Genomic DNA, 24,454 nt, shown 5'->3' on the forward strand with positions numbered 1-24,454 from the left:
TTTATGAAAATTCTTGTTACAGGTGGCGCTGGTTTTATTGGGTATCATCTTTGTGAGCAATTGCTCAACGAGGGACATACTGTAGTGGCTCTTGATAATGTTAACGATTATTACGACCCTAATCTTAAGTATGATAGATTATCGCAATTAGGTATATCAAAAGCAGAAGCATCAGTCTGGAATTTGACAGTGGCAAGCCACAAGCATAAAGCACTGAAATTTGTGCGTATGAATCTTGAGGATAGGGAAGCGTTGCCTGAGCTTTTTAAAAAAGAGTCTTTCGACCTCGTATGTAATCTTGCAGCTCAAGCGGGCGTAAGATATTCTATTGAAAATCCAGAGGTATATATAGATACAAATGTTGTAGGCTTTTTAAATATATTAGAATGCTGTCGTAATTATGATATAAAAAAACTTGTTTATGCAAGTAGCTCTAGTGTATACGGCAATAGTCTTAATGTTCCATTTACAGAAAAACAGTCTGTAGACGAGCCCATAAGTATCTATGCCGCTACAAAAAAATCTAATGAGTTAATGGCGCATACCTACGCACATCTATTCGGTATAAATGCTGTTGGTTTACGTTTTTTCACAGTGTATGGTCCCTGGGGAAGACCAGATATGGCAATGTTTTTATTTACAGATGCGATAATAAATAATAAACCTATTAAGGTTTTTAATGAAGGTAATCTCTCACGTGATTTCACTTTCATATCAGACATCATAGATGGTGTTAAGTCTGTAATACAAAATAAAGTGCAATCCGGAAATACGATTTTAAACATAGGTAATAGCAAGCCTGTAAAGCTATTAGACTTTATAGAAGCCTTAGAACTAGAACTTAGTAAAAAAGCAAAAAAAGAAATGCTTCCTATGCAAGATGGTGATGTAAACCAGACTTGGGCAAGTGTAAAGGCTATGCGTGAACATTATAACTATCAACCATCTGTAAGTGTCGAAGATGGGATAGCGGCCTTTGTAAAATGGTATAAAAGTTATTATAAGGATTAGTACGCTTTCGCGAAAGCGTAAGATTTTCCTGTCATTAGTATGCAAACTGCTATATTTGCGATTTGCCAATAATTTAAAAATATGAGCATAAAAAACATTTGTTGCATTGGAGCAGGCTATGTAGGAGGACCTACAATGTCTGTAATTGCGTTAAAATGTCCAGATATAAAAGTTACTGTAGTTGACCTTAATGAGAAGCGCATCGCAGCTTGGAATGATGAAGATGTAAGTAACCTACCCATTTATGAACCAGGCCTGGCTGAAGTTGTAAAAGAAGCTAGAGGGAGAAATCTATTTTTTTCTACAGAAGTAGATAAGGCGATAGATGAAGCAGAGCTTATTTTTATATCTGTAAACACACCTACTAAAACGTATGGAGTAGGTAAAGGGATGGCAGCAGATCTAAAGTACATAGAACTATGTGCTCGCCAGATTGCCAGAGTAGCGACTACAGATAAAATTGTAGTAGAAAAATCTACACTACCTGTACGTACTGCCGAAGCATTACAGAATATACTTCACAATACAGGTAAAGGTGTACGCTTTGATATTTTATCAAACCCAGAGTTTCTAGCCGAGGGTACTGCAATTCAAGATTTACTTAATGCAGATCGTGTACTTATAGGGGGAGAAAATACTCCTGGTGGTGAAAAGGCTACAGAAGCTCTTGCAGACATTTATTCAAATTGGATTCCAGAAGAGCGTATCTTAAGAACAAATGTATGGTCCTCAGAGCTGTCTAAACTCACGGCAAACGCCTTTCTTGCTCAACGCGTTTCTTCTATTAACGCGATGTCTGAGCTTTGTGAAGTTACTGGAGCAGATGTTCAAGAAGTTGCCAGAGCCATAGGCACAGACTCGAGGATAGGGCCAAAGTTTTTAAAGGCTTCCGTTGGTTTTGGTGGATCTTGTTTTCAAAAAGATATCTTAAACCTCGTTTATATTGCAAAGTCATATGGACTTAATGAGGTGGCAGATTACTGGGAGCAGGTTATTATTATGAATGACCACCAAAAAAGACGATTTGCAGAAAAGATAGTAAAGACCCTGTTTAACACCGTTTCTGGTAAGAAGATTACATTATTAGGTTGGGCATTTAAAAAGGATACTAATGATACGCGAGAATCGGCAGCCATTTATGTGGCAGACTATTTGCTCAATGAACAAGCAGAGGTAGTTATATATGACCCAAAGGTTTCTGAGGAACAGATTCTAGCAGATCTGGATTATTTAAACACGCGTTCTGAAGCTGAAAATAGAGCTTTGGTTACAGTAGTTAACGACCCTATGGAAGCCTGTGATAATGCGCACGCCATTGCTATTATGACAGAATGGGATGAGTTTGTTAATTATGACTGGGAACAAATTTATAATGAGATGCAAAAGCCTGCTTTTGTTTTTGATGGAAGGGGCCTGCTCGACACGCAAAAAATTGTGAATATAGGTTTTGAATGTTATACAATAGGGAAAGGTTAGTTTTTCACTTTGAATGAAGTGTATAACAGTTAAAAGCTTAGAATTTTAGCCAATCTTTTAATTAGTAGATGCGATACAGAAAAACTATATTTGCAACTTAAACAAAGCTTAGAAAAATAATTTTTATCGATGTCAAAAACAACTTATTTTGCCCACGAAACGGCAGTTATAGATGATAATTGTTCCATTGGTGATGGAAGTAAAATTTGGCATTTTTCACATATTATGACAAATTCTACACTAGGAGAGAATTGTAACGTAGGTCAAAACGTTGTTATTTCGCCAGATGTAATATTAGGTAGTAACGTGAAAGTTCAAAATAATGTCTCAATATATACAGGGGTTACTTGTGAGGATAATGTTTTTTTAGGCCCATCGATGGTTTTTACAAATGTCATAAATCCAAGAAGTGCAGTAAACCGTAAATCTGAGTATGCACGAACCATTGTTAGGGAAGGAGCATCAATCGGGGCAAATGCAACAATTGTTTGTGGTAATGATATAGGTAAGTTTGCATTTATAGGAGCTGGAGCGGTAGTTACAAAAGAGATTGCTGACTATGAATTGGTAGTAGGAAACCCCGCAAAACAACTTGGCTGGGTAAGTGAATATGGTCATAGATTGACATTTGATAACAATAATATAGCTATCTGTCCTGAGACTAGTCAGCAGTATAGTCTAAATGATAATAAAGTTAAACGCATAGCATAAATTATATGAAGAATTTCGCATTAATAGGGGCTGCAGGATATATTGCACCTAGGCATATGAAGGCCATTAAGGAAACTGGGAATGATTTAATTGCAGGCTTAGATAATTTTGATAGTGTAGGGGTTATAGATAGTTATTTTCCAAATGCTGATTTTTTTGTTGAATTTGAGCGTTTTGATCGTCATATCTCTAAGCTTAAGTACGATAAAAATATAAACTTAGATTATGTAAGTATTTGTACACCGAATTATTTACACGATGCTCATATACGTTTTGCATTAAGACAGGGGGCAGATGCTATATGTGAGAAACCACTTGTCTTAAATCCTTGGAGTGTAGATTCATTAAAGAATATACAAAAGGAGACGGGTAAAAAAATATATAATATTCTTCAGCTACGTGTACATCAAAGTATAATAGATCTTAAGAAAAAAATAGATGACGGGCCCAAAGATAAAATTTATGATGTAGACCTTACTTATTTAACCTCAAGAGGTAACTGGTACTATACATCTTGGAAAGGTGATGAGTCAAAATCTGGCGGTATAGCAACAAATATCGGTGTACATTTCTTTGATATGTTATCTTGGATTTTTGGAGGTGTAAAACAAAATATCACGCATATCTATGAGCACGATAGAGCTTCTGGTTATCTAGAACTTGAGCGTGCAAGAGTAAGGTGGTTTTTGTCTATAAATGATGAAGTCTTACCAAAAGAAGTTGTAGAGAAAGGACAGAGAACATATAGATCTATTACCATTGAGGGGGAAGAGTTAGAGTTTAGTGGAGGCTTTACAGATTTGCATACTACCAGTTATAAAGAAATATTAAATGGTAATGGTTATGGTATAGAAGATGCTGCACAAGCCATAGATATTGTCTATGATATCCGTAATTCAGAAGCAATAGGTCTCAAAGGAGAATATCACCCTTTTGCAAAGAAAGCACTGGCTATACACCCTTTTAGAAAAAAATAAATAATGAAAGTCGTTACAATTATAGGAGCTAGACCTCAATTTATTAAATCTGGAGCGGTTAGTAGATCTTTTATAGAGTACAATCAAACCAATCCAAAGGAATCTATAAGTGAGGTTATAGTGCATACGGGACAGCATTACGACAGCAATATGAGTGATGTCTTTTTTGAGCAAATGGATATTCCAAAGCCTGCATATCAACTCGATATAAATGGACTTGGACACGGTGCTATGACGGGACAAATGCTAGAGGAAATAGAAAAAGTATTACTTATAGAAAAACCAGATTGGGTGATGGTTTATGGTGATACTAACTCAACACTTGCTGGAGCTCTAGCTGCATCAAAACTGCATATTAAATTAGCTCATATAGAAGCAGGGTTACGTTCTTTTAATATGCGTATGCCAGAAGAGGTTAATCGTATTCTGACAGATAGAGTAAGTAGTGTGCTTTTTTGCCCCACAGATTCGGCAATAAGTAATCTAGAAAAAGAAGGGTATAATGATCTTGATATCGCAATCGTTAAGAATGGTGATGTGATGATGGATGCAAGTCTTATGTTTTCCGCTTTCGCGAAAGCACCACAAGAAGAAATCCCATCTAACTTTATCCTTACAACTGTTCATAGGGCAGAAAACACTGATGACCCTGAAAGATTAAAGAATATTTTTAAAGCACTAAACACCATATCTCAAGAGACTCCTGTAGTCTTACCATTGCACCCTAGAACTAAAAGTTTTATAAAAAAATATGATATACAAATAGGAAGTAACCTACACTGTATAGACCCTGTGGGTTATGTTGAAATGTTGTATTTACTAAAAAACTGTTCTCTTGTACTAACAGATAGTGGAGGTTTACAAAAAGAGGCCTATTTTTTTAAGAAATACTGTCTAACCTTACGTGATGAGACCGAGTGGGTTGAATTGATAGATAATGGTTTTAACAAACTTGTAGGAGCCGATTTTGAAACTATTATGGCTGCCTTTAAAAATGCTCATTCTCAATCACCAGATTTTTCGTTAGATCTATACGGTAATGGAGAGGCTAGTAAAAAAATTATAGAAGGTTTACTTAAGCATAAATGAATAATTAAATCAAAATGAAATTGATTTAGATTTAATAAATTTTGACGAAAAATATTTTACGATATATGACAATAATTAAGAATTTACGCTCTCTATGTGTTTTTTGTTTTATTATACTAATAACAACAAATTCTTACAGCCAGACCGTAGAAGATATAAACGCTATGCCGTCACAAGATGTGCAAAGCTTAGTTTCCAAAGCTAAAGCTAGCGGATATACTCCAGAGCAGCTTAGGGCGCTTGCAGCCTCAAAAGGGTTGTCACCAGAACAGGTAAACGCACTTGCAGGTAAAATGCAAGGTGCGCAAGATGTAGGTAATAATAGTCAAGACCTATTAGCAATTCGTAAGGATACTACAGATGTAAATCAAGAAAATTTTAGAGAGTTAAAAAAGTCTACCTTGTTTGGATACGATTTTTTTAATAATCCAAAGATTAGTTTTCAACCTAATTTAAATCTTGCAACTCCTGTAAATTATCAGTTAGGGCCTGGTGACGGGCTTGTAGTGAGTTTATGGGGTGCTGCCGAAAATACTTTTGATCTAGAGGTTAATAGAAATGGAAGTGTAAAAATTCCTAATATAGGTCAAGTATTAGTAAGTGGTTTAACTATTGAGGAGGCAAGCTCTAAAATTAAAAGTAAGTTACTTAACGTATATAGAGGTATCTCTGCACCAGCTAGTAGTCCTTATAAAATTTTTACAGATATTTCTTTATCTAGTGTGAGAACAGTCCAGGTTAATATAATAGGAGAGGTGGCAGTACCTGGCACATATTCTTTAAGCGCATTATCTACAGTTCTCAATGCATTATATGCAGCTGGAGGCCCTACAGATCAAGGTACTTTTAGAGAAATAAAGCTTGTGCGTAATGGTGTTGAACTTCCGTACTTTGATATTTATAATTATTTAGTAAATGGTAGTCAGACAGGAAATGCTACATTGAGGGATCAAGATGTCATTATTGTCAAACCATATATATCTAAAGTAAATGTTAGTGGGATGGTAAAACGTCCAGGAGTCTATGAGATGAAGACAAATGAAACTTTTGCAGACCTTCTTAAGTACGTAAGTGGTTTTACATCAAATGCTTTTAAAGATGTAATAAAATTAGAACGTATAGAAGGTGATAGAAGGGTTTTAAAAGAATTGAATATCGGAGATTTTAGAAATGCTAGGTTGCGTGATGGTGATGCAATTGTAATCAATGAAATTATTGATAAGGTAGAAAATAGAGTCTCGATAAATGGAGCGGTTTATAGGCCTGGTGATTATGAGTTTACACCTAATATGTCACTAAAGCAACTATTAGATAAAGCGAGTGGAGTTTTGGAAACGGCATATTTAGATAGGGTAGTGATAACAAGTAATCCAGAAGGAAAAAATAGTACTTCATCATCATATTCACTTGAAGACGTAATTGACGGTAGTGTAGATATTACATTACAGGTTAATGATGTCGTAAGTGTTTTTGATAAGTATAGTTTAAAAGAGCAAGGCACACTCACCATAGGTGGAGCAGTAAAAAACCCACAGACTATGTCTTATATAGATGGAGTAGGACTAGAAGAACTAGTTCTCCTAGCTGGTGGATATGAAAAAGATGCAGATCCTAGAGTAATAGATGTTACAAGAGAGATTATTGATGATGATTATAAAACCATTAATCAGACTTTTAAAATATCTGGTAATACTAAGCTAGATATGAATACAAATACACCTTTTGTATTTATGCCTAATGATAAGATTACTGTAAGATATCTTAAAGGTTCTGGAGATCAAATAGGTATTTCTGTAGTGGGAGAGGTAATGTTCCCTGGAGCGTATGATGTAACTTATAGAAATGAACGTATTCTTGATCTGATAGAAAAGGCTGGTGGTTTATCTCCTTATGCTTTTAAGCAAGGAGGAAGCCTTGTGAGAAGAAATCCATATTATAAGGAAGTTATACAACAATTAACTTCAGATAGAATTAATGACAGTACGTCAACAAAAAACGTAAATATTGATTTAAATAATCTTGAGGAGTACCGCGTTGCTATAGATTTTAATAAGTTACTTAAAGAGGGACCAGGATCTTCACAGAATATGGTCTTAAAAGATGGTGATAGAATTATAATTCCTACGATAAAGGAAACTATTAAGATAGAAGGTCAAGTGCTACTTCCATCACTAGTAAGATATGATAAAAGGCTAAGATTTAAAGATTACATAAGCAAGTCTGGAGGTTTTAATAATCAAGCCAAGAAGAGAAAGTCTTATGTGATTTATCCCAATGGTGATATTGCAGCAACAAAAAGCTTTTTATTTTTTAAGACCTATCCACCTATACAACCAGGTTCGTTAGTAGTAGTGCCCTCAAAAGCTGAACGCACAGGTGGTATGAGTACCGAAGAAGTGTTGGGTATTACAACAGGATTTGCTACTATAGCGCTCCTAGTAGAAAGATTATTTTCAAACTAATATGGAAGAAAGAATTGATCACTCAAATGAGAATGATTATAAAATCATCCTCAGCTTAGTTAAAGGTTTTCTGCAAACTAAGAAATTTATCATTGTATCTATTTTAATATTTGTTCTATTAGGTATTGTGGTGGTATTATTTACTCCAAAATCTTATAGCTCGAGGGTGTTATTTATTACCCAAGACTCTAGTAGTGCTCAATCTAGTGGTCTTGGGGGTATAGCTTCCCTAATTAGTGGAGGATCTATTAAGTCTTCAAGTTCTAGTGATATACCAACATTTTTGTATCCACAAATAATAAATAGTTGGGAATTTAGAAAACAACTTTTTGATATTCCAATTAAACTTAAAAATGAAGATTCTTTAATTACTTTTGAAGAATATGTTATAAATAAAGAGGGATTATCCTTAAGTGAGAATATCGTAAAATATACGATAGGGTTACCTAAACTAATCTTTAGTGATGACTCTTCTCCAGAAAGAGTTGTTAATAAATTAGATTCACTAGAATATATAACTAGTGATGATAAAAAAGTTCTCAAATCTTTAAAAGACAAACTTTCTTTTAGCATAAGTGAAGAGGATGGTACGCTAGAAATAAAGACCATTATAAACGAAGAACCGATTGCAGCTGCACAGCTTGCCCAACAAGTTCAAGTTCGTTTACAGAAAGAAATTATACGATATAGAATAGCCAAAGCTAGAGAGAAATATAATTTTATAGAAAGCCAATATCAAGAGACAAAGCAAGAATATAAAGATGCTCAGGTTAGGCTGGCGAGCTATACAGACCGCAATAGATTTAATGCTACAGAGTCATCTCTTATAAGGAAAAGACAGCTCGAAAATGAGGCTACTTTACTCTATACCTTATATTCAGATCTTGAACAACAGCGAATCTCTCAAAGTTTAAAAATAAAAGAAGATACTCCAAATTTCACATTAATTAATCCCGCCGTAGTTCCTCTACAACCGGAAAATGGTAATACGTTAATTAAAATTCTCCTATTTGCTATTATAGGATTTATGTTTGCAGTATTTAGGTACGTGTTTATTGTATCAAAAAAATATATAAGGAGTCTGTGGACTGAAGTTTAATTTTATTGCCTTTTATAGAGTAACCTTAATTTATTTTGAATTTGTACAAGAAAGTTATTTCAATATTGGAGAAATATAGAAGTGGGACTACAGTTAAATCATTTCACATTGCGATATCACAGAGTTTTGTGGCCGTCCTTTTTATTGCAATTGATTTTATTTTTTCGAAAAAACTCGAAGTGAATGATTTTGGATTATGGAAAGAAGTTTTTTTTCTACTCAATTTAGGTATTCCATTAGTTTCATTTGGTTTTGCAGAAAGTTATAAATTTTTCATTGCTAAAGACATAGTTAATGTCGAGTATTATCTAAATAATGTAATACTTATTTTCTTTCGAATAGGTATTATTCTATTTACTATACTATGCGTTTTCAATCTCTTTCACTTTTTTAATTTGGTAAATCTTGGGAGTTATTATCTATATTCTATTTTTTTTCCATTACCACTTTTAGCATATCTTTTAAATAAAATCCTTCGATATACTTATATAAATATTAATCTAGAGGAAAAGTTAACAATGTTGTCTATTTATGGAGCATTGAGTAGTTTGTGTATTGTATTTTTAGGCTGCTATATTTTAGATTTAAAACCCGAATACTATATTGGAGTTGCTATACTCACTTATTTTTCTGTGTTTTTTTTTCCTAGTCTATTTTATTTCTATAATTCTGGTTTAACATTTAAGGTTTTATCAATTGATAAAGGTATTTTAAAAAAGTTATGGGTTTATGGGTTTCCACTTTACTTGGCTACATTTACAGGCCTCTTTAGTGCATATCTAGATAAGGCCATAGTTAATATTTTTGAAGATGATACCACATTCGCAATTTTTGCTGTGGGTGCTTTTGAGATACCAATATTTGCAATGTTTAGTGCGGCATTTTCACAGCAAATATTTCCAAAAATGGTTAGATTAATTGAGTCCAATAAAGAATCTGAGGCAAAACTCTTGTGGCTGCTAACCACAAAAAAGGTTTCTTTTATAACCTATCCTTTTATATTATTAGCAATGTTTTTTGCTGATGATATTATTTTCTTTGTTTATAGTAAAGACTACACTGCATCAGTAACATTATTTAAAACATATTTATTGGTTTTACTTTTTAGAAATAATAACTATGGTATTTTATTAACTGCAAAAGGTCAAACTAAATTGATAACAAAAATTAGTTTATTGGTTTTATTTTTAAATTTAATAGTTTCTGTCGGCTTATATTACTTCTTAGGTATTAGGGGAGTTGTTTTTGGTACTCTATTCTCTACCTCTGTAATGTGGATCATCTATTTAGTAAAAGAAGATATGTTAAAACGATATTTGCAGATAGTCACTTTTAACAAATTAATATTTGTATTACAAATATTAATTATAATAGCTTATTTGAGATGATGAAAATTGTTAAGTTTTTTGCATTTATTCCATTCGTAAATAGACTAATTGAAAGAAAGTATTATGCTACAGGCATAGGAACTTATCTTCTAAATTCATTTGTTAAGGTTATATTGCGTATTAATGCCCCTAGTCCTTTTCTATTACATTATACTTCTAGGGTCAATAATCCATCTAATGTTAAATTAACGGGTAATAATCTTAAGAGTGTCTATTTAAGTCTCGCAACTTCAGGCGGATGTTACTATCAGGCAATAAACGGTATTGAATTTGGTGAGGGAACCATATGGGCATATAATTGTAGTTTTATTAGCGCAAATCATTCAAGTGATGATTTAACTAAACATAGTTTAAGCGAGCCAATTATTATAGGTAAAAATGTGTGGTTGGGTAGTAATTGTGTAGTGCTTCCAGAAGTTAATATAGGAGATAATTCCATAATTGGTGCTGGTGCTATTGTTACTAAAAATATACCTAGTAATTCAATCGCAGTAGGAAACCCAGCTAAAGTTATAGCATATATTTGTACTAAATGCGAAAAAAAGCATAAGGCAAATAGTAATTGTAGTTGTAGCTCTTAATTAATTTGAAATAATCTTGTTTGTTATTGTTAAATGAAAAATAAAAACTCATTATTAAACATACCTATATTTTTCATTTTTCCTTTTGTATCTTTTTTAATAGCTATACGAAATTTGAAATCTAGAACGAATGGGATTCTGTTTGTTGCATTCTGTACCTTATTTGGGTTTTCCTTTGCATTTTCAAATGACTCTGTAGATTCTTATCGAGTAGCACTAGTTTTTAATGAGTTTAATTATCAGTCTATTTATGATATATATCAGTTATATTTATTAGGTGGAGCTCCAGATCTTTATAGATTTCTTACTTATGCCTTTTTGAAGTCTTTCACTGATAATCCTAAGATACTTTTTGCGAGTTTTGGTTTAGTTTTTGGTTTTTTTTGGTATTTCTCTATTCGTCTTTTCAAAAAAGAACAAGCTAACTATTCTGGGTTCTACGCATCTTTATTATTCTTTTTATTTATAATAATCAATCCAATAACTAATATTAATGGAGCTCGTTTTAATACTGCTATTTGGGTATTCTTTTATGGAGTCATTAATGTCGTCCTTTATAATAAGAATAGATATTTATTATTAGTTCTGTGTGCACCTTTGGTCCATTTTTCTTTCTTATTCGGTGTTATAGTTATTCTATTATACGTAATTATTAAAAAATTCACCTACAGTAATACTGGCGTAAATAACTTATTATATTATTCTTTTATTTTCAGTTTCATCGCTTCTTGGGTATTGGCATCTAATATTATAAGTTTAGACTTTATAGGGTCTCTTGTACCTTCAGATAGTATATCAAATAAAATTGGCACATATAATAGCTCCGAAGTAGCTGATATTTACAAAGAGAGAGCTTCAAGTTCCCCATTTTTAATGGTATCTAATTTCTTTCAGAATCTTATAAAAATAGCTTTTTTCACTATACTTATTTATTTGAAGCGTGAATTACAAAAGAATAGTGTTAAAGACTTAGTGATAAATAAGATGTTGGCTTTTGTTTTCTTTTATTTTACTTTTTCATTCATTATTGCAACTATGCCTTCTGGTGGGAGATTTCTTATGGTAGGCTATTTATTTGCTTTGTTTGTAATTTTAATGATTCTGAGAGAATATGAAAATTATTTAAATAGTAGATTTGTATTGTTATTAATTCCTGCCTATTCATTCACGTTCTTTTTTAATGTCATTTTTCTAAGCATTTCCATTACGAGTAAAACTATCTGGTACGGTAACTTACTCTGGATCATTTATGAAGGTTGGGATTATACTTTCATTTATTTATAAAAATTCATCTATTTAATAGAAAAACCAATGAAAAACATACTCATCATAAGTTACATCTACCCACCTTATAATGCACCTGCAGCCAGAAGACCTTATAGCTGGGCAAAATATTTAGATAAGAGTAAGTATAAGGTAACTGTATTAACGTGTAGTAATCCAGATAGTTCACTTGGTACGGATAGTTCTATGGATAATGCATTACCTGCTGTTGAGCTTATCGCTGTAAAAAGTTTATTAAAAAGTAATATAGGAAAAGACTTAAGAAGTGCTAAAATGGATAGCACATCAAAGGGGTTTAAAACGAAATTGAAAAGAGGTATTGTTAAGATAGGCTCTTATTTTCTAATACCAGACAAAGCAATTTTTTGGTATAAGGAAGCAAAAAAGTATTTATTGGAGAACCAAAGTCTTATAGATGGTTTGGATTCTGTTATTTCAACATCACCATCAATGACAAATCATTTACTTGGGATGCACGTAAAGAAGATGAATCCAAACGTGCAACTTATAGGAGACTTAAGAGATTATCATTACATACACGGTCAGGAATTACATTCGCCCTGGCCACTCTCTCTTTTTCATAAGAGATTTGAAAATAAAATCCTTAAAAAGGCTGATAAGATTACTTTTATTTCAAATGCAATGCGTGATATTTATGCAAAGCATTATCAAAATGATGCCGAAAAATTTTCTGTGATTTACAATGGGTTTGATGCAGATGATTTTAACGTGGAGACAGAGGCAATAACGAGAAGCTCAGAGAAGATAAGGATATTTTATGCTGGTAGCTTCTATGGCGGTATTAGGTCTCCAAAAGGGCTTTTGCAATTATTAGATTGGGCAATAGAGGAGGGACTGATGTCTCTAGATGATGTTGAAGTTGTGATTGCTGGTAATTTTGAAAAATCACTACAAGATGAAATGGCAAGTTTTAAATCTTATGCAGTAGTAGATTACATAGGTAAAATACCGCGCAATGAGGTCTTGAAACAATATCAACAGTCTACCATATTGTGGTTAATAGTAGGGGAGAAGCTCTCACATTATACAGGGGTTCCTTTAAAATTTTATGAATACCTCGCAGCAAATAAATATATTATTAATTTCGCGCCAAATGCTTCAGAACCATCAGCTCTCATCGATACATATAATCTAGGATCAAATTTTGATATTTACAATGATACAAAGGAGAACCAGCTTGATAAGCTTACGAATATAATAAAAATGTGGAAGGGTGATGAGCTAAGTGTAGTATCTCAAGAGAAAGTGCTAGGTATATTTGATAGGAAAAATCAAACTAAGCTTTTAGAGAGAATAATTGAATAAAAATAATGTTTGTTTTTTAATTACAACACCGATTATTATATAAATACTAAGGAGCAATTTTTAGTCCAAGTGAAAACTGTAATTACATAATTATATGAGAGAAAAAGTTTACAAATTACTTCCTCATCTTTTTCAAAATTTCTTAATCTCTTTATACAACTATTCTAACAATAGAATAAGATATGGTGGGAAGTACAAGAACTACAGAAAGATTTTTAAGGAAAATAGTACTTTAAGTCTTCAACAACTTAAAGTAGTACAAAAAGATCGTTATAAATCTTTCATATGCAACGCCATTGAACGCTCGGATTACTTTAAAAAAAAATTTAACAATATAGAAAGCCCAACAGATTTTTCGCTAATATCTCAATTACCCATTTTATCTAAAGAAGATATAAGAGTTAATCTCAATGATGTTTATACCATTAGTAAGAAAGGGGCTGTTATTTCAAAAACGGGGGGTACTACAGGCAAATCTTTAGAAGTTTACTTTACTAAAGAAGATTACCAAGAGCGTTTTGCAATGTTGGATAATTTTAGATCTAACTTTGGTTATGAATTAGGTAAAAAGACTGCCTGGTTTTCTGGAAAAAATATTCTTACAGACAAAGACGTTAAAAAAAATAGATTCTGGAAAGAAGACTATATTTATAACGTTAAGTATTATTCAACTTTTCACATAAAGAAAGACTATTTAAGGTTTTATATTAAAGATTTGATTGAATTTGCTCCAGAATTTTTAGTTGGTTTTCCTTCAAACATAGTTGAAATTGCAAAATATGGTATTGCAGAAAATATATCTTTTCCCAAAGGAATTGTAAAGGCTATATTTCCCACTGCAGAGAGTATCACAGAGGTTAATAAAAATATTATAGAATCATTTTTTCACTGTGGTGTATATGATCAGTATGCATCATCAGAAGGAGCACCATTTATTATAGAATGCTCAAATAGGAATCTTCATTTAGAACTTCAAAGTGGAGTTTTTGAGGTTTTAAATAAGGATAATGAGCCTGCTCAATCTGGAAAACTTGTTGTAACGAGTTTTACTACTCACGGTACACCCCTAATAAGATATGATATAGGAGATTCTATAGAATTAAGTACTGAAGTTTGCAATTGCGGAAATAATAACCCCTTAGTAAAAGAGATTTTGGGTAGAATAGATGACTATGTTTATTCTATAGAAAAAGGTAAAATTAATCTTGGAAATGTTTCAAATACACTCAAGGATATAAATGGAATCATTAAGTTTCAAGCAGAGCAAAATCATATTGACCATATTTTGATAAAAATTATAAAAGATCCAAAATCGTTCACCACAAAAAGCGAAGATAAATTTCGTCAAAATTGGATAGATAGGGTTGGAAGTAAAATCGATTTGAAATTTGAATATGTATCTCAAATACCCCTAGAAAAAAGTGGTAAATTCCGATTGGTGAAAAATAATATTAAGCATTTGATAGATTAATTACTTGAACAATTTATTGTAAATTCATCAAAGTTTTACTTAACTCATATCTTTTCGAAACCTTAAAAGATTTATTTAATGACAAGAAAACCTAAAATACTCTACGTTGTAAACGTAGACTGGTTCTTTATCTCGCATAGACTCTGTATAGCTGAACAGGCAATAGAAAACGGTTGGGAAGTTATAGTTGCAGCAGAAGATAGTGGTAGAAGTAAAGAAATTACTGCTAGTGGGATAAATTTTATATCATTTCCTTTCTCCAGATCTGGAACTAATCCTTTTATTGAGTTACAACTGCTTATAAAATTCAGACAATTGTATAAAGATAGTGCACCAGATATAGTGCATCACATTACTTTAAAACCGGTCATTTATGGTTCGCTCGCTGCTAAATTCACTAAGATTCCATCCGTTGTTAATGCAGTAAGTGGTTTAGGATATAATTTCACCGGAGACAATCAAGGTAGAGTAGCTAAGATTATGATTAAGCTTATGAAGGTAGGTTTCAAACATAAGAATATAGGTTTTATCTTTCAAAACAAAGACGATTACTCAGAACTTAGAGATCTAGGAGTCCTAAATGAAAAAAATAAAATATTTTATATAAAAGGTTCTGGCGTTGATTTAAAAAAATTCAATCAAACTCCACTACCTAATGAAGATAGGTTAGTTATCTTATTTCCTGTGCGAATGTTATGGGATAAAGGAGTTGCAGAGCTTAGAGAAGCAACCCGCTTATTAAAAGATAAGTATAGCAACCGTATACAATTTATATTATCTGGACTTGCTGATAATGATAACAAAGCAGGAGTAAGCTCTAATTATCTTAAAGATTGGGAAGATGGTGAATATGTCAAATGGATAGGTTATCAAAAAGATATGGTAGCGGTTTATAACAGTTCTAATATAGTGGTTTTACCATCCTATAGAGAAGGTATGCCTAGAACTTTAATAGAAGCCTGTGCTATAGGAAGACCCATTGTTACTACAAATGCCATAGGGTGTAGAGAGTGTGTTGACGAAGGTGTTAACGGATTTAAAGTCCCTGTAAAGTCTACTATTGAACTAGCAAATGCAATTGAAAAATTAATCGTCAATCCAGAATTGATGTTAAAAATGGGGTTAGCTTCAAGAGTTAAGGCTGAGAAAGAATTTGACCAGTTAAATGTCGTTAGGAAACATTTTGAAATCTATCAAGAACTTTATGAGCAATAAATTAATTATTTCTGGATCAAGTGGTTTTGTAGGACAAAATTTAGTTCCTTATCTAGAGACTAAAAACTGGAATGTTATACCGCTTTCGCGAAGACAGAAAAGTAGTATTTCTTTAGATTACAATAATCTTACTGTTAATGATTTTAGTAGCTCATATGCATTCATTCATTTGGCAGGAAAAGCACACGATTTAAAAAAAACCTCTAATGACAAAGAATACTATGAGGTAAATACAGAGCTCACAAAACGTCTTTTCGATTTATTTCTAGAGTCTGATGCTAAAGTATTTATATATTTTAGTTCTGTAAAAGCGGTTGCAGATGAAGTAGAAGGTGTTTTAACTGAAAATCATCCCTATGAACCAGGAACCGTTTATGGTAAATCAAAAGCACTAGCCGAACAATATTTATTAAATAAAGAATTACCTTCAAATAAAAAATTATACATACTCCGACCTTGTATGATTCACGGTCCTGGGAACAAGGGAAATTTAAATTTACTATATAAGGTTGTTTACAAAGGTATACCTTACCCATTAGGAGCATTTGATAATAAGCGTTCTTTTGTTTCTATTAATACTATCACGCAGGTTATAGATAAGTTATTAAATAGGTTACCTGATTCTAACGTTTTTAATTTGGCAGATGATTATGCAATCTCAACTAATGATTTGATAAGAGTTATAGCCCTTGCCATTAATAGAAAACCAAAAGTACTTTCGGTAAATAATTCTTTAGTAATATTTATTGCAGGTCTAGGGACATCATTACGACTTCCCTTTAATAAAGAGCGGTTACAAAAACTGACAGAGTCTTACGAAGTGAGTAATAATAAAATAAAGGATGTTTTGAAAATTGATAAACATTTTGACACTAGAACTGGATTAACAGCTACTATAAAATCTTTTAAAGCGATCTAATGACATATATTATAGTATTTATCTTATTGGTAGCCCTATCTTTTGGTTATTATAAGCTCGCAGATAGATTTAATATTATTGATAAACCCAACCACAGGAGCTCTCACACTCAGATAACCATAAGAGGAGGTGGGGTCATATTTTATCTAGCTCTCGTTATATTTTTTGTTACAAGTGGCTTTTTATACCCTTATTTATTTCTAGGAACTTCTATTATTGCTCTAGTTAGCTTTATAGATGATATAAAGCCGCTACCTCCGTTAGTTAGATTACCTGTTCAATTTGTTGCTATAACAATGGCGATTTATGAGGTTAGTATTAGTTTTCCGATTATCTCTTTAATTATCCTTCTTATTGTAGGCGTAGGGTTTATAAATGCCTACAATTTTATGGATGGCATCAATGCTTTAACAGGTATTTATTCTATTGTTATAGTTGGCTTTTTATTTTTCTTTAATGCTACTCAAACAATTTTTGTAAATGGGGAATTGTTAGCATACTTACTATTTTCATTAGTGATTTTTGGATATTATAATTTTAGAAAGAAGGCGCTTTTCTTCTCTGGAGATGTAGGAAGTATTTCGTTGGCTGTAGTTGTGTTTTTTCTTGTTTATAAGTTTTATGTCGTTACAAAAGCCCCAGTGAGCCTATTGCTAGTAGCAGTATATGGTATAGATAGTGTACTTACTATTGTAAGAAGAATTAAGATGAAGGAAAAAATATCTGAGGCACACAGACATCACTTGTATCAGATAATTGTAGATTCTAATAAATTATCCCACATAGACACCTCATTGATATATGCCTTCATACAGTTATTATGTTGTCTTGTGGTTTATTCTACTTATAACCTTGCAATGTCTATTCAAATTCTAATTGCATTAATTGTATTAATAAGTCTAGCGGTTAGCTACTTCTTATTTGTACGACGTTTTTTGAATTTACGTTCAAGAGCCGTTTAAGTTTTATGGAGAAGCCTATATATCTATCACCACCAGTTTACGAAGATCGTATTGTTATTCCAGATATAAAATCTGGGGATGTTTACGAAAGTATAAACAAAGTCATTCTAGACTTTGAGACTCGTGTACAAGAATTTCTAGATACTACAAAGCAGGTAGTCGCACTTAATTCTGGTACATCTGCCATTCATCTGGCATTAATACTTGCAGGTGTTCAAAAAGGAGATTTCGTTCTATGCCAGTCAATGACATTTGTAGCTTGTGCAAATCCTATTTTATATCAAGGTGCGATACCCGTGTTTGTTGATAGCGAAGAAAATACGTGGAATATGTCTCCAACATTTTTAAAAGAAGCATATTTTGATTGTTGTAAAAGAGGAAAGGTACCTAAAGCTATTATTGTAACTAGTTTGTATGGTTTATCGAGCAATATGGATGCTATTCTTGCTTTTGCTAAAGCTAAAAATATAAAAGTAATTGAAGACAGTGCAGAAGCATTAGGTAGCACTTATCGTAATAAAAAACTCTCAACTATAGGTGATTATGGGATACTCTCTTTCAACTTAAATAAAATTGTCACTACTGGAGGAGGTGGGGTACTTGTAGTAAATACCTTAAAAGAAAAGGAAAGGGCAGTCTTTTTAGCGACTCAAGCTAAGGAGAAGTTAAGTTATTACCACCATACGACACTGGGGTATAATTATAGAATTGGTCATTTAAATGCTGCATTAGGCATAATTCAGTTTAATAAATTGAAAGTTAATTTAGAGAAAAAAATACTTAATTTTAATTTTTACAATTCTTTATTTAAAAATATTATCGGTGTGACATTACATGAGGAACCTAGTGCAGATTATAATTCTAATTACTGGCTTAATACTGTACTTATAGATCCCTTAAAGACAAGAGGTATTGATAGAGAGAATTTACGTAACGCTTTCGCGAAAGCGAATATTGAGTCCAGGCCATTGTGGAAACCGATGCATCTGCAACCCATTTTTGAGAAAGCAGAGTTCTATGGGGCAGGAGTTTCTGATAAGCTTTTTAAAAACGGATTATGTTTACCGTCCGGATCAAATTTAACAAATGATGATAAAGAACGAATTCAAAAAGTTATATTTGAATTATTTAAAAGATTTTAATAAATGTTAAGTAGATTAAAAGCCGCTATAGATAGGTTGTTTTCTGACGAAAACAAGTTAGATATTCGTAATGTTCGCTATTTACCTAGATGGACAGTCCTGTTTATAGATACTTCGTTGATTTTGGTATCAATACTTATTACTTATTTTTTATTATCAGATCTACATATAAAGCCATTAAGCGTTATAAGCAGTGGACAACAGTTAAGCTTAGTAATAGGAGTCAATTTTGTTTTTTTACTTGTTTTTAAAACATATGCAGGTCTCATAAGACATTCTTCTTTTATGGATGCTATGAAGCTTTTGTTTGCAACTGTTGCAACTTTTGCTACATTGATGGTCTTCAATTTGACTTGGCAATATATATATGACCTGAAAGTTTTTATTACAACGGGTCTGATTCTTTTTTCATTTATATCGTTTACAGCATTATTTACTTTTAGGCTTGCAGTAAAACAACTGTATGAACGTTTTAAAATCGCTCAAAACAATGCAGAGATAATTAACGCAGTTATTGTAGGTGTAGATGATGGGGCAATATCTGTTGCAGCTGCCCTAGATATAGAGCATCCACAGCGTTTTATAATCAAAGGGTTTATTTCTAAAAGGCAGAATAAGAGTTTAAGAATTCTTGACAAACCAGTATTGGAACTTGATAAAAGCGTCCAGCATTTAGTGCAAAAACTAAATGCTGAGGCAATTGTCTTTGCTGGAAACTCAATGAGTGCAGAAGAACGGTTTTCAATCGTAAAAGAATGTCTCGAGCACGATATTAAAGTGTATAACTCTCCGCTTGTGATAAATTGGAGTGAAAAGACAACGGTAACAGATCAGCTAAAAAGTCTCCAGATTGAAGATTTATTAAACAGAGATCCCATACAGCTTAATGATAGTGTAAAGTCTAGTAAACTTCAAGGAAAGACAATTTTAGTAACGGGAGGAGCTGGTTCTATAGGTAGCGAAATAGCAAGGCAAGTTGCTTCTTATAATCCAAATAAATTAATTGTATTAGACCAAGCAGAAACACCTTTGCATTCTCTTAGCTTAGAATTACAAGGAGCTTTTCCAGATATAGATTTTGAGTTTGTAATATGTGATGTAGCAAATAGAAATAGGTTGAGAATTCTTTTTGATGCGTTTAAAATTGATATAATTTATCACGCAGCGGCCTACAAGCACGTACCTTTAATGGAGAATAACCCTTCTGAAGCTATACTCACAAATATATATGGTACAAAAAACCTTGCAGACATTGCAGCTAAGCATAAAGTGAGTCATTTTGTGATGGTAAGTACAGATAAGGCGGTAAACCCAACAAATGTTATGGGTGCTACAAAAAGGGCTGCCGAAATGTATGTGCAGTCTAAGTATTTTAATTTACAAGCCAAAGGAAAAAAGAAGAGCACCAGATTTATTACAACTAGGTTTGGTAATGTACTTGGGTCTAATGGGTCTGTGGTTCCATTATTTAAGAAGCAAATAGAGAGTGGAGGGCCAGTTACGATAACACATCCAGATATCATACGCTATTTTATGACCATACCTGAAGCTTGTCAACTAGTTTTGGAAGCTGGAACAATGGGTAAAGGAGGTGAGATTTTTATATTTGATATGGGAGAGCCTGTACGCATTATGGATCTTGCAGAAAAGATGATTAAACTAGCGGGGCACACTCTTAATGAAGATATAGAAATAAAAATTACAGGACTGCGACCTGGAGAAAAACTCTATGAGGAATTGCTAAGTAATGAAAGTAAAACCTTGCCTACTCATCATAATAAAATAATGATAAGTGAGGACCTAGAGAATGACTATGAGCAGGTAAATACGGTCATAAATTCAATTATCAAAGCCGCAATAAAAAATAATAACACGATAAGTGTAGCAAAGCTTAAATCTTTAGTTCCTGAGTTTAAAAGTAATAATTCTGAATATGAGATTCTTGATGTAGAAGTGACAGAAGATATTTCGAAGAACTTAGGAATGGAAGAAGACTTACCTCAAGATCTTTTTAAGTAGGCAATATGAGTAATGGAAATTATTGCAAATCCAGAGAATATCTTTAGCTAAATATTTCAAAGGCTATAACTTTAATTATATACAAAAGTAGTTTTATGAAGTTTGGGAAATTATTGTTTTTATTAGTATTAATTTCATCCCAACTCGAGGCTCAGGAAAATATAGAAATTAATGGAGCTATAAACGTAAACACTTATTTAAGTGAAAGTGAATTGCCTTTCTGGTTTTACAGAAATACTGAAGGTCTTGTTAAATCCAACTCAAACGCTGCATTGAGTGCATTCTCTAGCTTTAAATACAAATTAACCCCATTATCTACTTTAGAAGGAGGCATATCATTGTTTTACAGGGATGGTAGTCTAGAACGTTTACAACGTGGAGACTTATATGTACGTTTTAAGGCTAAACATTATCAAATTACACTAGGTTCTAAAAGTGCAGACGTTGTAAATAGTCTCTCAAGTACCAATAATAATATTTTAAATAGCGGAAATACACGTACTTTTCCAGGTTTAGTTATTGAGTCGCCAAAATTTATACCTCTTCTAAAGAATATGTATATAGATTATGGACTGGGTCATTACGTACTAAATGATATGCGTTATGTAAAAAATACTCGAGTGCACTATAAGCGTATAAACGTAAAATATACAACGGAATCATATGGCGTATTTACCGCTGGTGTGCAACATTATGCTCAGTGGGGAGGTAAAAGCCCAATTGATGGAGATTTACCTAATAGTGCTAGTGATTTTTTTAAAATATTCTTAGCTCAATCAGGTGGGGATAATTCTGATGAAGGCGAACAAGTAAATGCCTTAGGCAACCACTTGGGGAGTTTTGATTTTTCATACCAAAGAAACTTTGAGAATGGAACTTTGAAAATGTATCATTTACACCTTTTTGATGATGGTTCTGGAACGGCATTCAAAAATTTTCCGGATGGTGTTTGGGGAATTAATTATGCATTTAAAAATAATAAGTTTTTTAAAAACCTTTTATACGAGTACGTAGATACTCGAAGTCAAAGCGGAAGTTCAGGGAGAAGCGGTCGTGATAATTATTTTAGCAATATCATTTATAGAAGTGGCTGGACGTATGAGAGCGATATAATAGGTTTGCCTTTTTTTGAACTTAATCCAGAGACAGGACTAGGTATTACAAATAATAGGGTTATCGCTCACCATTTTGGCGCGGGTGCAGCCACAGGTAACTTTTATTTTCAAGCAAAACTAACATATCTTGAGAGCTCAGGTACATACGCAGCTCCCTTTGAACCAAAGCAGAAAAGCTTCTTAGGCTATTTATCCACAAAATATAATACCGACAAATTTGGAATCTTTAATATAGATTTAGGCTTAGATGTAAAAAACTATGAAAAACCTGTTTTTGGTCTTAGTCTAGGATATTATTATACAATAAATAACTAGTAGAATCAAGGTTGTTTAAGTGTTGCATCTCAAAAACAGATACTTACCTTCTAACCACTTCAAAAAGATCTGTGCGTCTATCACGTAAATTTTTTACCGCGCCAAATTGATTGAGTTCTTTTAGTAAATCTAGGTCAACATCTGCAATTAATATCATCTCTGTATTTGGTGTTGCTTCTGCTTTTATGCCATTAGTAGGGAAGGAGAAGTCACAAGGAGTAAACACCATAGATTGTGCAAACTGTATATCCATATTTTCTACATTAGGTAAGTTACCTACACTACCAGCAATTGCTACATAACATTCATTTTCTATAGCTCTTGCTTGTGAACAGTGGCGCACTCTTGAATATCCATTTTGTGTATCTGTAAGAAAGGGAACAAAGAGTATATCCATTCCTTCATTTGCTAGTAACCTACTTAACTCTGGAAACTCCGAGTCATAGCATATTAATATTCCTATTTTACCACAATCTGTATCATATGTTTTAAGCTCAGTACCACCCTGCATACCCCACACTTTTGCCTCGTCTGGAGTAACGTGTAGTTTTTCATACCGTTCTGTACTGCCGTCACGTCTACATAGATAGCCTACATTGTATAAGCGTCCATCACGTATCTCAGGCATACTACCGGCTATAATATTGATATTATAGGTTATAGCAAATTCAGAAAATTGTTTAACTATAGCTTCCGTATGCCTTGCAAGTTTTCTTATCGCATCTGACGTTTTGAGATGATTATCTTTTGCCATAAGGGGTGCATTAAAAAACTCTGGAAATAACACAAAGTCAGATCTGTAACCAGCAACAGCATCTATAAAATATTCTGCTTGGTTAAGTAACTCCTCTAAGCTATTATAAGGTCGCATTTGCCACTGTATGAGCCCTAGACGAACATTTGATTTATTTGTAGCTGCTTTTCTAGATGGTTTTTTATAGTAAATGTTATCCCATTCCATCAGTATAGCAAACTCTCCAGATGCTTTATCTCCTTCTAGATATCCTCTCATAACTTTTGCTGGGTGAAAGTCATTAGAGATTTGAAAGTTAAGCACTGGGTCATTTATCTCTTTGCGCTTAACTTGCTCTATATATTCTTTAGGTTTCAGGTCTTCTGCATAAAGACTGTAATTGGGCATTCTACCGCCAAAGGTGATGCCTTTTAAGTTAAGTTCTTCACATAGCTCTTTGCGATAATCGTAGAGCCTTCTACCTAAGCGCAGGCCTCTATATGCCGGTTTGATAAATACATCTATACCATAAAGAACATCACCATCATCTGAGTGGGTAGAAAATGTGTAGTTGCCAGTAATATCTCTATACGTGTGGTCGTCTTCAAAATCATCATAGTTGACAATGATAGATAGTGCACAGCCGGCAATTTGGCCATTAATTTTTATGACCGCTTGTCCCTTTGGGAACTTTTTAATCAATGTTGATATATGTTTCTCCTCCCAGTATGAATCTGGCATATTTGTATATGCAGATATCATAGCCGTTTTAAGTTCTTGATAGTCATTGAGCTCAAGATACTTGAGCTCAATGTGTTGTATATCTCCAGTTTTCATTATTCTTTTATATCCTCGTCTGTGTCAAAAGGATCTTGCACAGCTGTGGGGTCATTATCTTGGTATGACTCGTAGTCATCCTCATCATATTGTTCCATCACACGTTCTAGTTTTGCACTAATTTTTACTAGGTATTTTGTGTCCTCTGTAATAATTTCAATACACTTTACGAGTTCATCTTTTACGTTTCTAAAACGTATGATATCATTATCATCATAACCGTAAGGATACTTCTCGACCACTAGGGCAAGTATCTCAGGAGTTAATTTCTTGAAGTCTACGATTACTCTATTGAGGTTTGGATTATTTGAGCTTTTCATAA

The 24,454-nt window shown here is 33.0% G+C and carries 20 protein-coding genes; 18 read left to right on the plus strand and 2 right to left on the minus strand.

The window, feature by feature from the left end:
• Positions 1-3: 3 nt before the first annotated feature.
• The 18 genes from ACJJVM_RS01180 (at position 4) to ACJJVM_RS01265 (ending at position 22,562) form a co-directional block, all read left to right on the plus strand.
• Positions 4-1,011 (plus strand): NAD-dependent epimerase/dehydratase family protein, encoded by a 1,008-nt coding sequence (locus ACJJVM_RS01180; RefSeq protein ID WP_405210497.1) that lies wholly within the window; start codon positions 4-6, stop codon positions 1,009-1,011.
• Positions 1,012-1,092: 81 nt separating this feature from the next.
• Positions 1,093-2,487 carry a UDP-glucose 6-dehydrogenase gene (locus ACJJVM_RS01185; protein WP_405210498.1) on the plus strand — a complete coding sequence of 465 codons (1,395 nt, stop codon included), beginning with the start codon at positions 1,093-1,095 and terminating at the stop codon, positions 2,485-2,487.
• 129 nt (positions 2,488-2,616) lie between these two features.
• Positions 2,617-3,198 (plus strand): acyltransferase, encoded by a 582-nt coding sequence (locus ACJJVM_RS01190; protein WP_405210499.1) that lies wholly within the window; start codon positions 2,617-2,619, stop codon positions 3,196-3,198.
• A 5-nt stretch (positions 3,199-3,203) separates the two neighbouring features.
• Positions 3,204-4,175 (plus strand): Gfo/Idh/MocA family protein, encoded by a 972-nt coding sequence (locus ACJJVM_RS01195; RefSeq protein ID WP_299150176.1) that lies wholly within the window; start codon positions 3,204-3,206, stop codon positions 4,173-4,175.
• A 3-nt stretch (positions 4,176-4,178) separates the two neighbouring features.
• Positions 4,179-5,264, plus strand: coding sequence for a non-hydrolyzing UDP-N-acetylglucosamine 2-epimerase (gene wecB / locus ACJJVM_RS01200; RefSeq protein ID WP_405210500.1), 1,086 nt, complete (start codon positions 4,179-4,181; stop codon positions 5,262-5,264).
• Positions 5,265-5,428: 164 nt separating this feature from the next.
• A complete protein-coding gene (locus tag ACJJVM_RS01205; RefSeq protein ID WP_405210502.1) occupies positions 5,429-7,726 on the plus strand; it encodes an SLBB domain-containing protein in 2,298 nt (765 codons plus the stop codon).
• 1 nt (position 7,727) lies between these two features.
• Positions 7,728-8,825, plus strand: coding sequence for a hypothetical protein (locus ACJJVM_RS01210; protein ID WP_405210503.1), 1,098 nt, complete (start codon positions 7,728-7,730; stop codon positions 8,823-8,825).
• Positions 8,826-8,890: 65 nt separating this feature from the next.
• Complete coding sequence (locus ACJJVM_RS01215; RefSeq protein ID WP_405210504.1) at positions 8,891-10,213, plus strand: lipopolysaccharide biosynthesis protein; 1,323 nt, start codon at positions 8,891-8,893, stop codon at positions 10,211-10,213.
• Entirely contained in the window at positions 10,210-10,794 is a 585-nt protein-coding gene (locus tag ACJJVM_RS01220; protein ID WP_405210505.1) for an acyltransferase, read from the plus strand. Before ACJJVM_RS01215 ends, ACJJVM_RS01220 begins: the two co-directional genes overlap by 4 nt.
• Positions 10,795-10,908: 114 nt before the next feature.
• Complete coding sequence (locus tag ACJJVM_RS01225) at positions 10,909-12,078, plus strand: EpsG family protein (protein ID WP_405210506.1); 1,170 nt, start codon at positions 10,909-10,911, stop codon at positions 12,076-12,078.
• 27 nt (positions 12,079-12,105) lie between these two features.
• Positions 12,106-13,404: a glycosyltransferase gene (locus ACJJVM_RS01230; RefSeq protein WP_405210507.1), complete on the plus strand. Its 1,299-nt coding sequence runs from the start codon at positions 12,106-12,108 to the stop codon at positions 13,402-13,404.
• 94 nt (positions 13,405-13,498) lie between these two features.
• Positions 13,499-14,875, plus strand: coding sequence for a phenylacetate--CoA ligase family protein (locus ACJJVM_RS01235; RefSeq protein ID WP_405210508.1), 1,377 nt, complete (start codon positions 13,499-13,501; stop codon positions 14,873-14,875).
• A gap of 78 nt (positions 14,876-14,953) precedes the next feature.
• Positions 14,954-16,090 (plus strand): glycosyltransferase family 4 protein, encoded by a 1,137-nt coding sequence (locus tag ACJJVM_RS01240; protein ID WP_405210509.1) that lies wholly within the window; start codon positions 14,954-14,956, stop codon positions 16,088-16,090.
• A complete protein-coding gene (locus tag ACJJVM_RS01245) occupies positions 16,080-17,009 on the plus strand; it encodes an NAD-dependent epimerase/dehydratase family protein (protein WP_405210510.1) in 930 nt (309 codons plus the stop codon). Before ACJJVM_RS01240 ends, ACJJVM_RS01245 begins: the two co-directional genes overlap by 11 nt.
• Positions 17,009-17,971 carry a UDP-GlcNAc--UDP-phosphate GlcNAc-1-phosphate transferase gene (locus tag ACJJVM_RS01250; RefSeq protein ID WP_405210511.1) on the plus strand — a complete coding sequence of 321 codons (963 nt, stop codon included), beginning with the start codon at positions 17,009-17,011 and terminating at the stop codon, positions 17,969-17,971. Before ACJJVM_RS01245 ends, ACJJVM_RS01250 begins: the two co-directional genes overlap by 1 nt.
• A gap of 5 nt (positions 17,972-17,976) precedes the next feature.
• Positions 17,977-19,113, plus strand: a complete 1,137-nt coding sequence (locus tag ACJJVM_RS01255) for a DegT/DnrJ/EryC1/StrS family aminotransferase (protein WP_405210512.1) — start codon at positions 17,977-17,979, stop codon at positions 19,111-19,113.
• Positions 19,114-19,116: 3 nt separating this feature from the next.
• On the plus strand, positions 19,117-21,132 hold the full coding sequence (locus ACJJVM_RS01260) for a polysaccharide biosynthesis protein (RefSeq protein WP_405210513.1): 2,016 nt from the start codon (positions 19,117-19,119) through the stop codon (positions 21,130-21,132).
• A gap of 95 nt (positions 21,133-21,227) precedes the next feature.
• Positions 21,228-22,562 carry a capsule assembly Wzi family protein gene (locus tag ACJJVM_RS01265; RefSeq protein ID WP_405210514.1) on the plus strand — a complete coding sequence of 445 codons (1,335 nt, stop codon included), beginning with the start codon at positions 21,228-21,230 and terminating at the stop codon, positions 22,560-22,562.
• Between the two features lie 43 nt (positions 22,563-22,605).
• Here the strand turns inward: ACJJVM_RS01265 and ACJJVM_RS01270 are convergent, their stop codons facing one another.
• Positions 22,606-24,132 (minus strand): GNAT family N-acetyltransferase, encoded by a 1,527-nt coding sequence (locus ACJJVM_RS01270; protein WP_405210515.1) that lies wholly within the window; start codon positions 24,130-24,132, stop codon positions 22,606-22,608.
• On the minus strand, positions 24,132-24,452 hold the full coding sequence (locus tag ACJJVM_RS01275; protein WP_405210517.1) for a hypothetical protein: 321 nt from the start codon (positions 24,450-24,452) through the stop codon (positions 24,132-24,134). Before ACJJVM_RS01275 ends, ACJJVM_RS01270 begins: the two co-directional genes overlap by 1 nt.
• Between the last annotated feature and the right edge of the window lie 2 nt (positions 24,453-24,454).

Origin of the sequence: Dokdonia sp. Asnod2-E02 (genome assembly GCF_045063915.1) — a bacterium.
Taxonomy (GTDB): Bacteria; Bacteroidota; Bacteroidia; order Flavobacteriales; family Flavobacteriaceae; genus Dokdonia.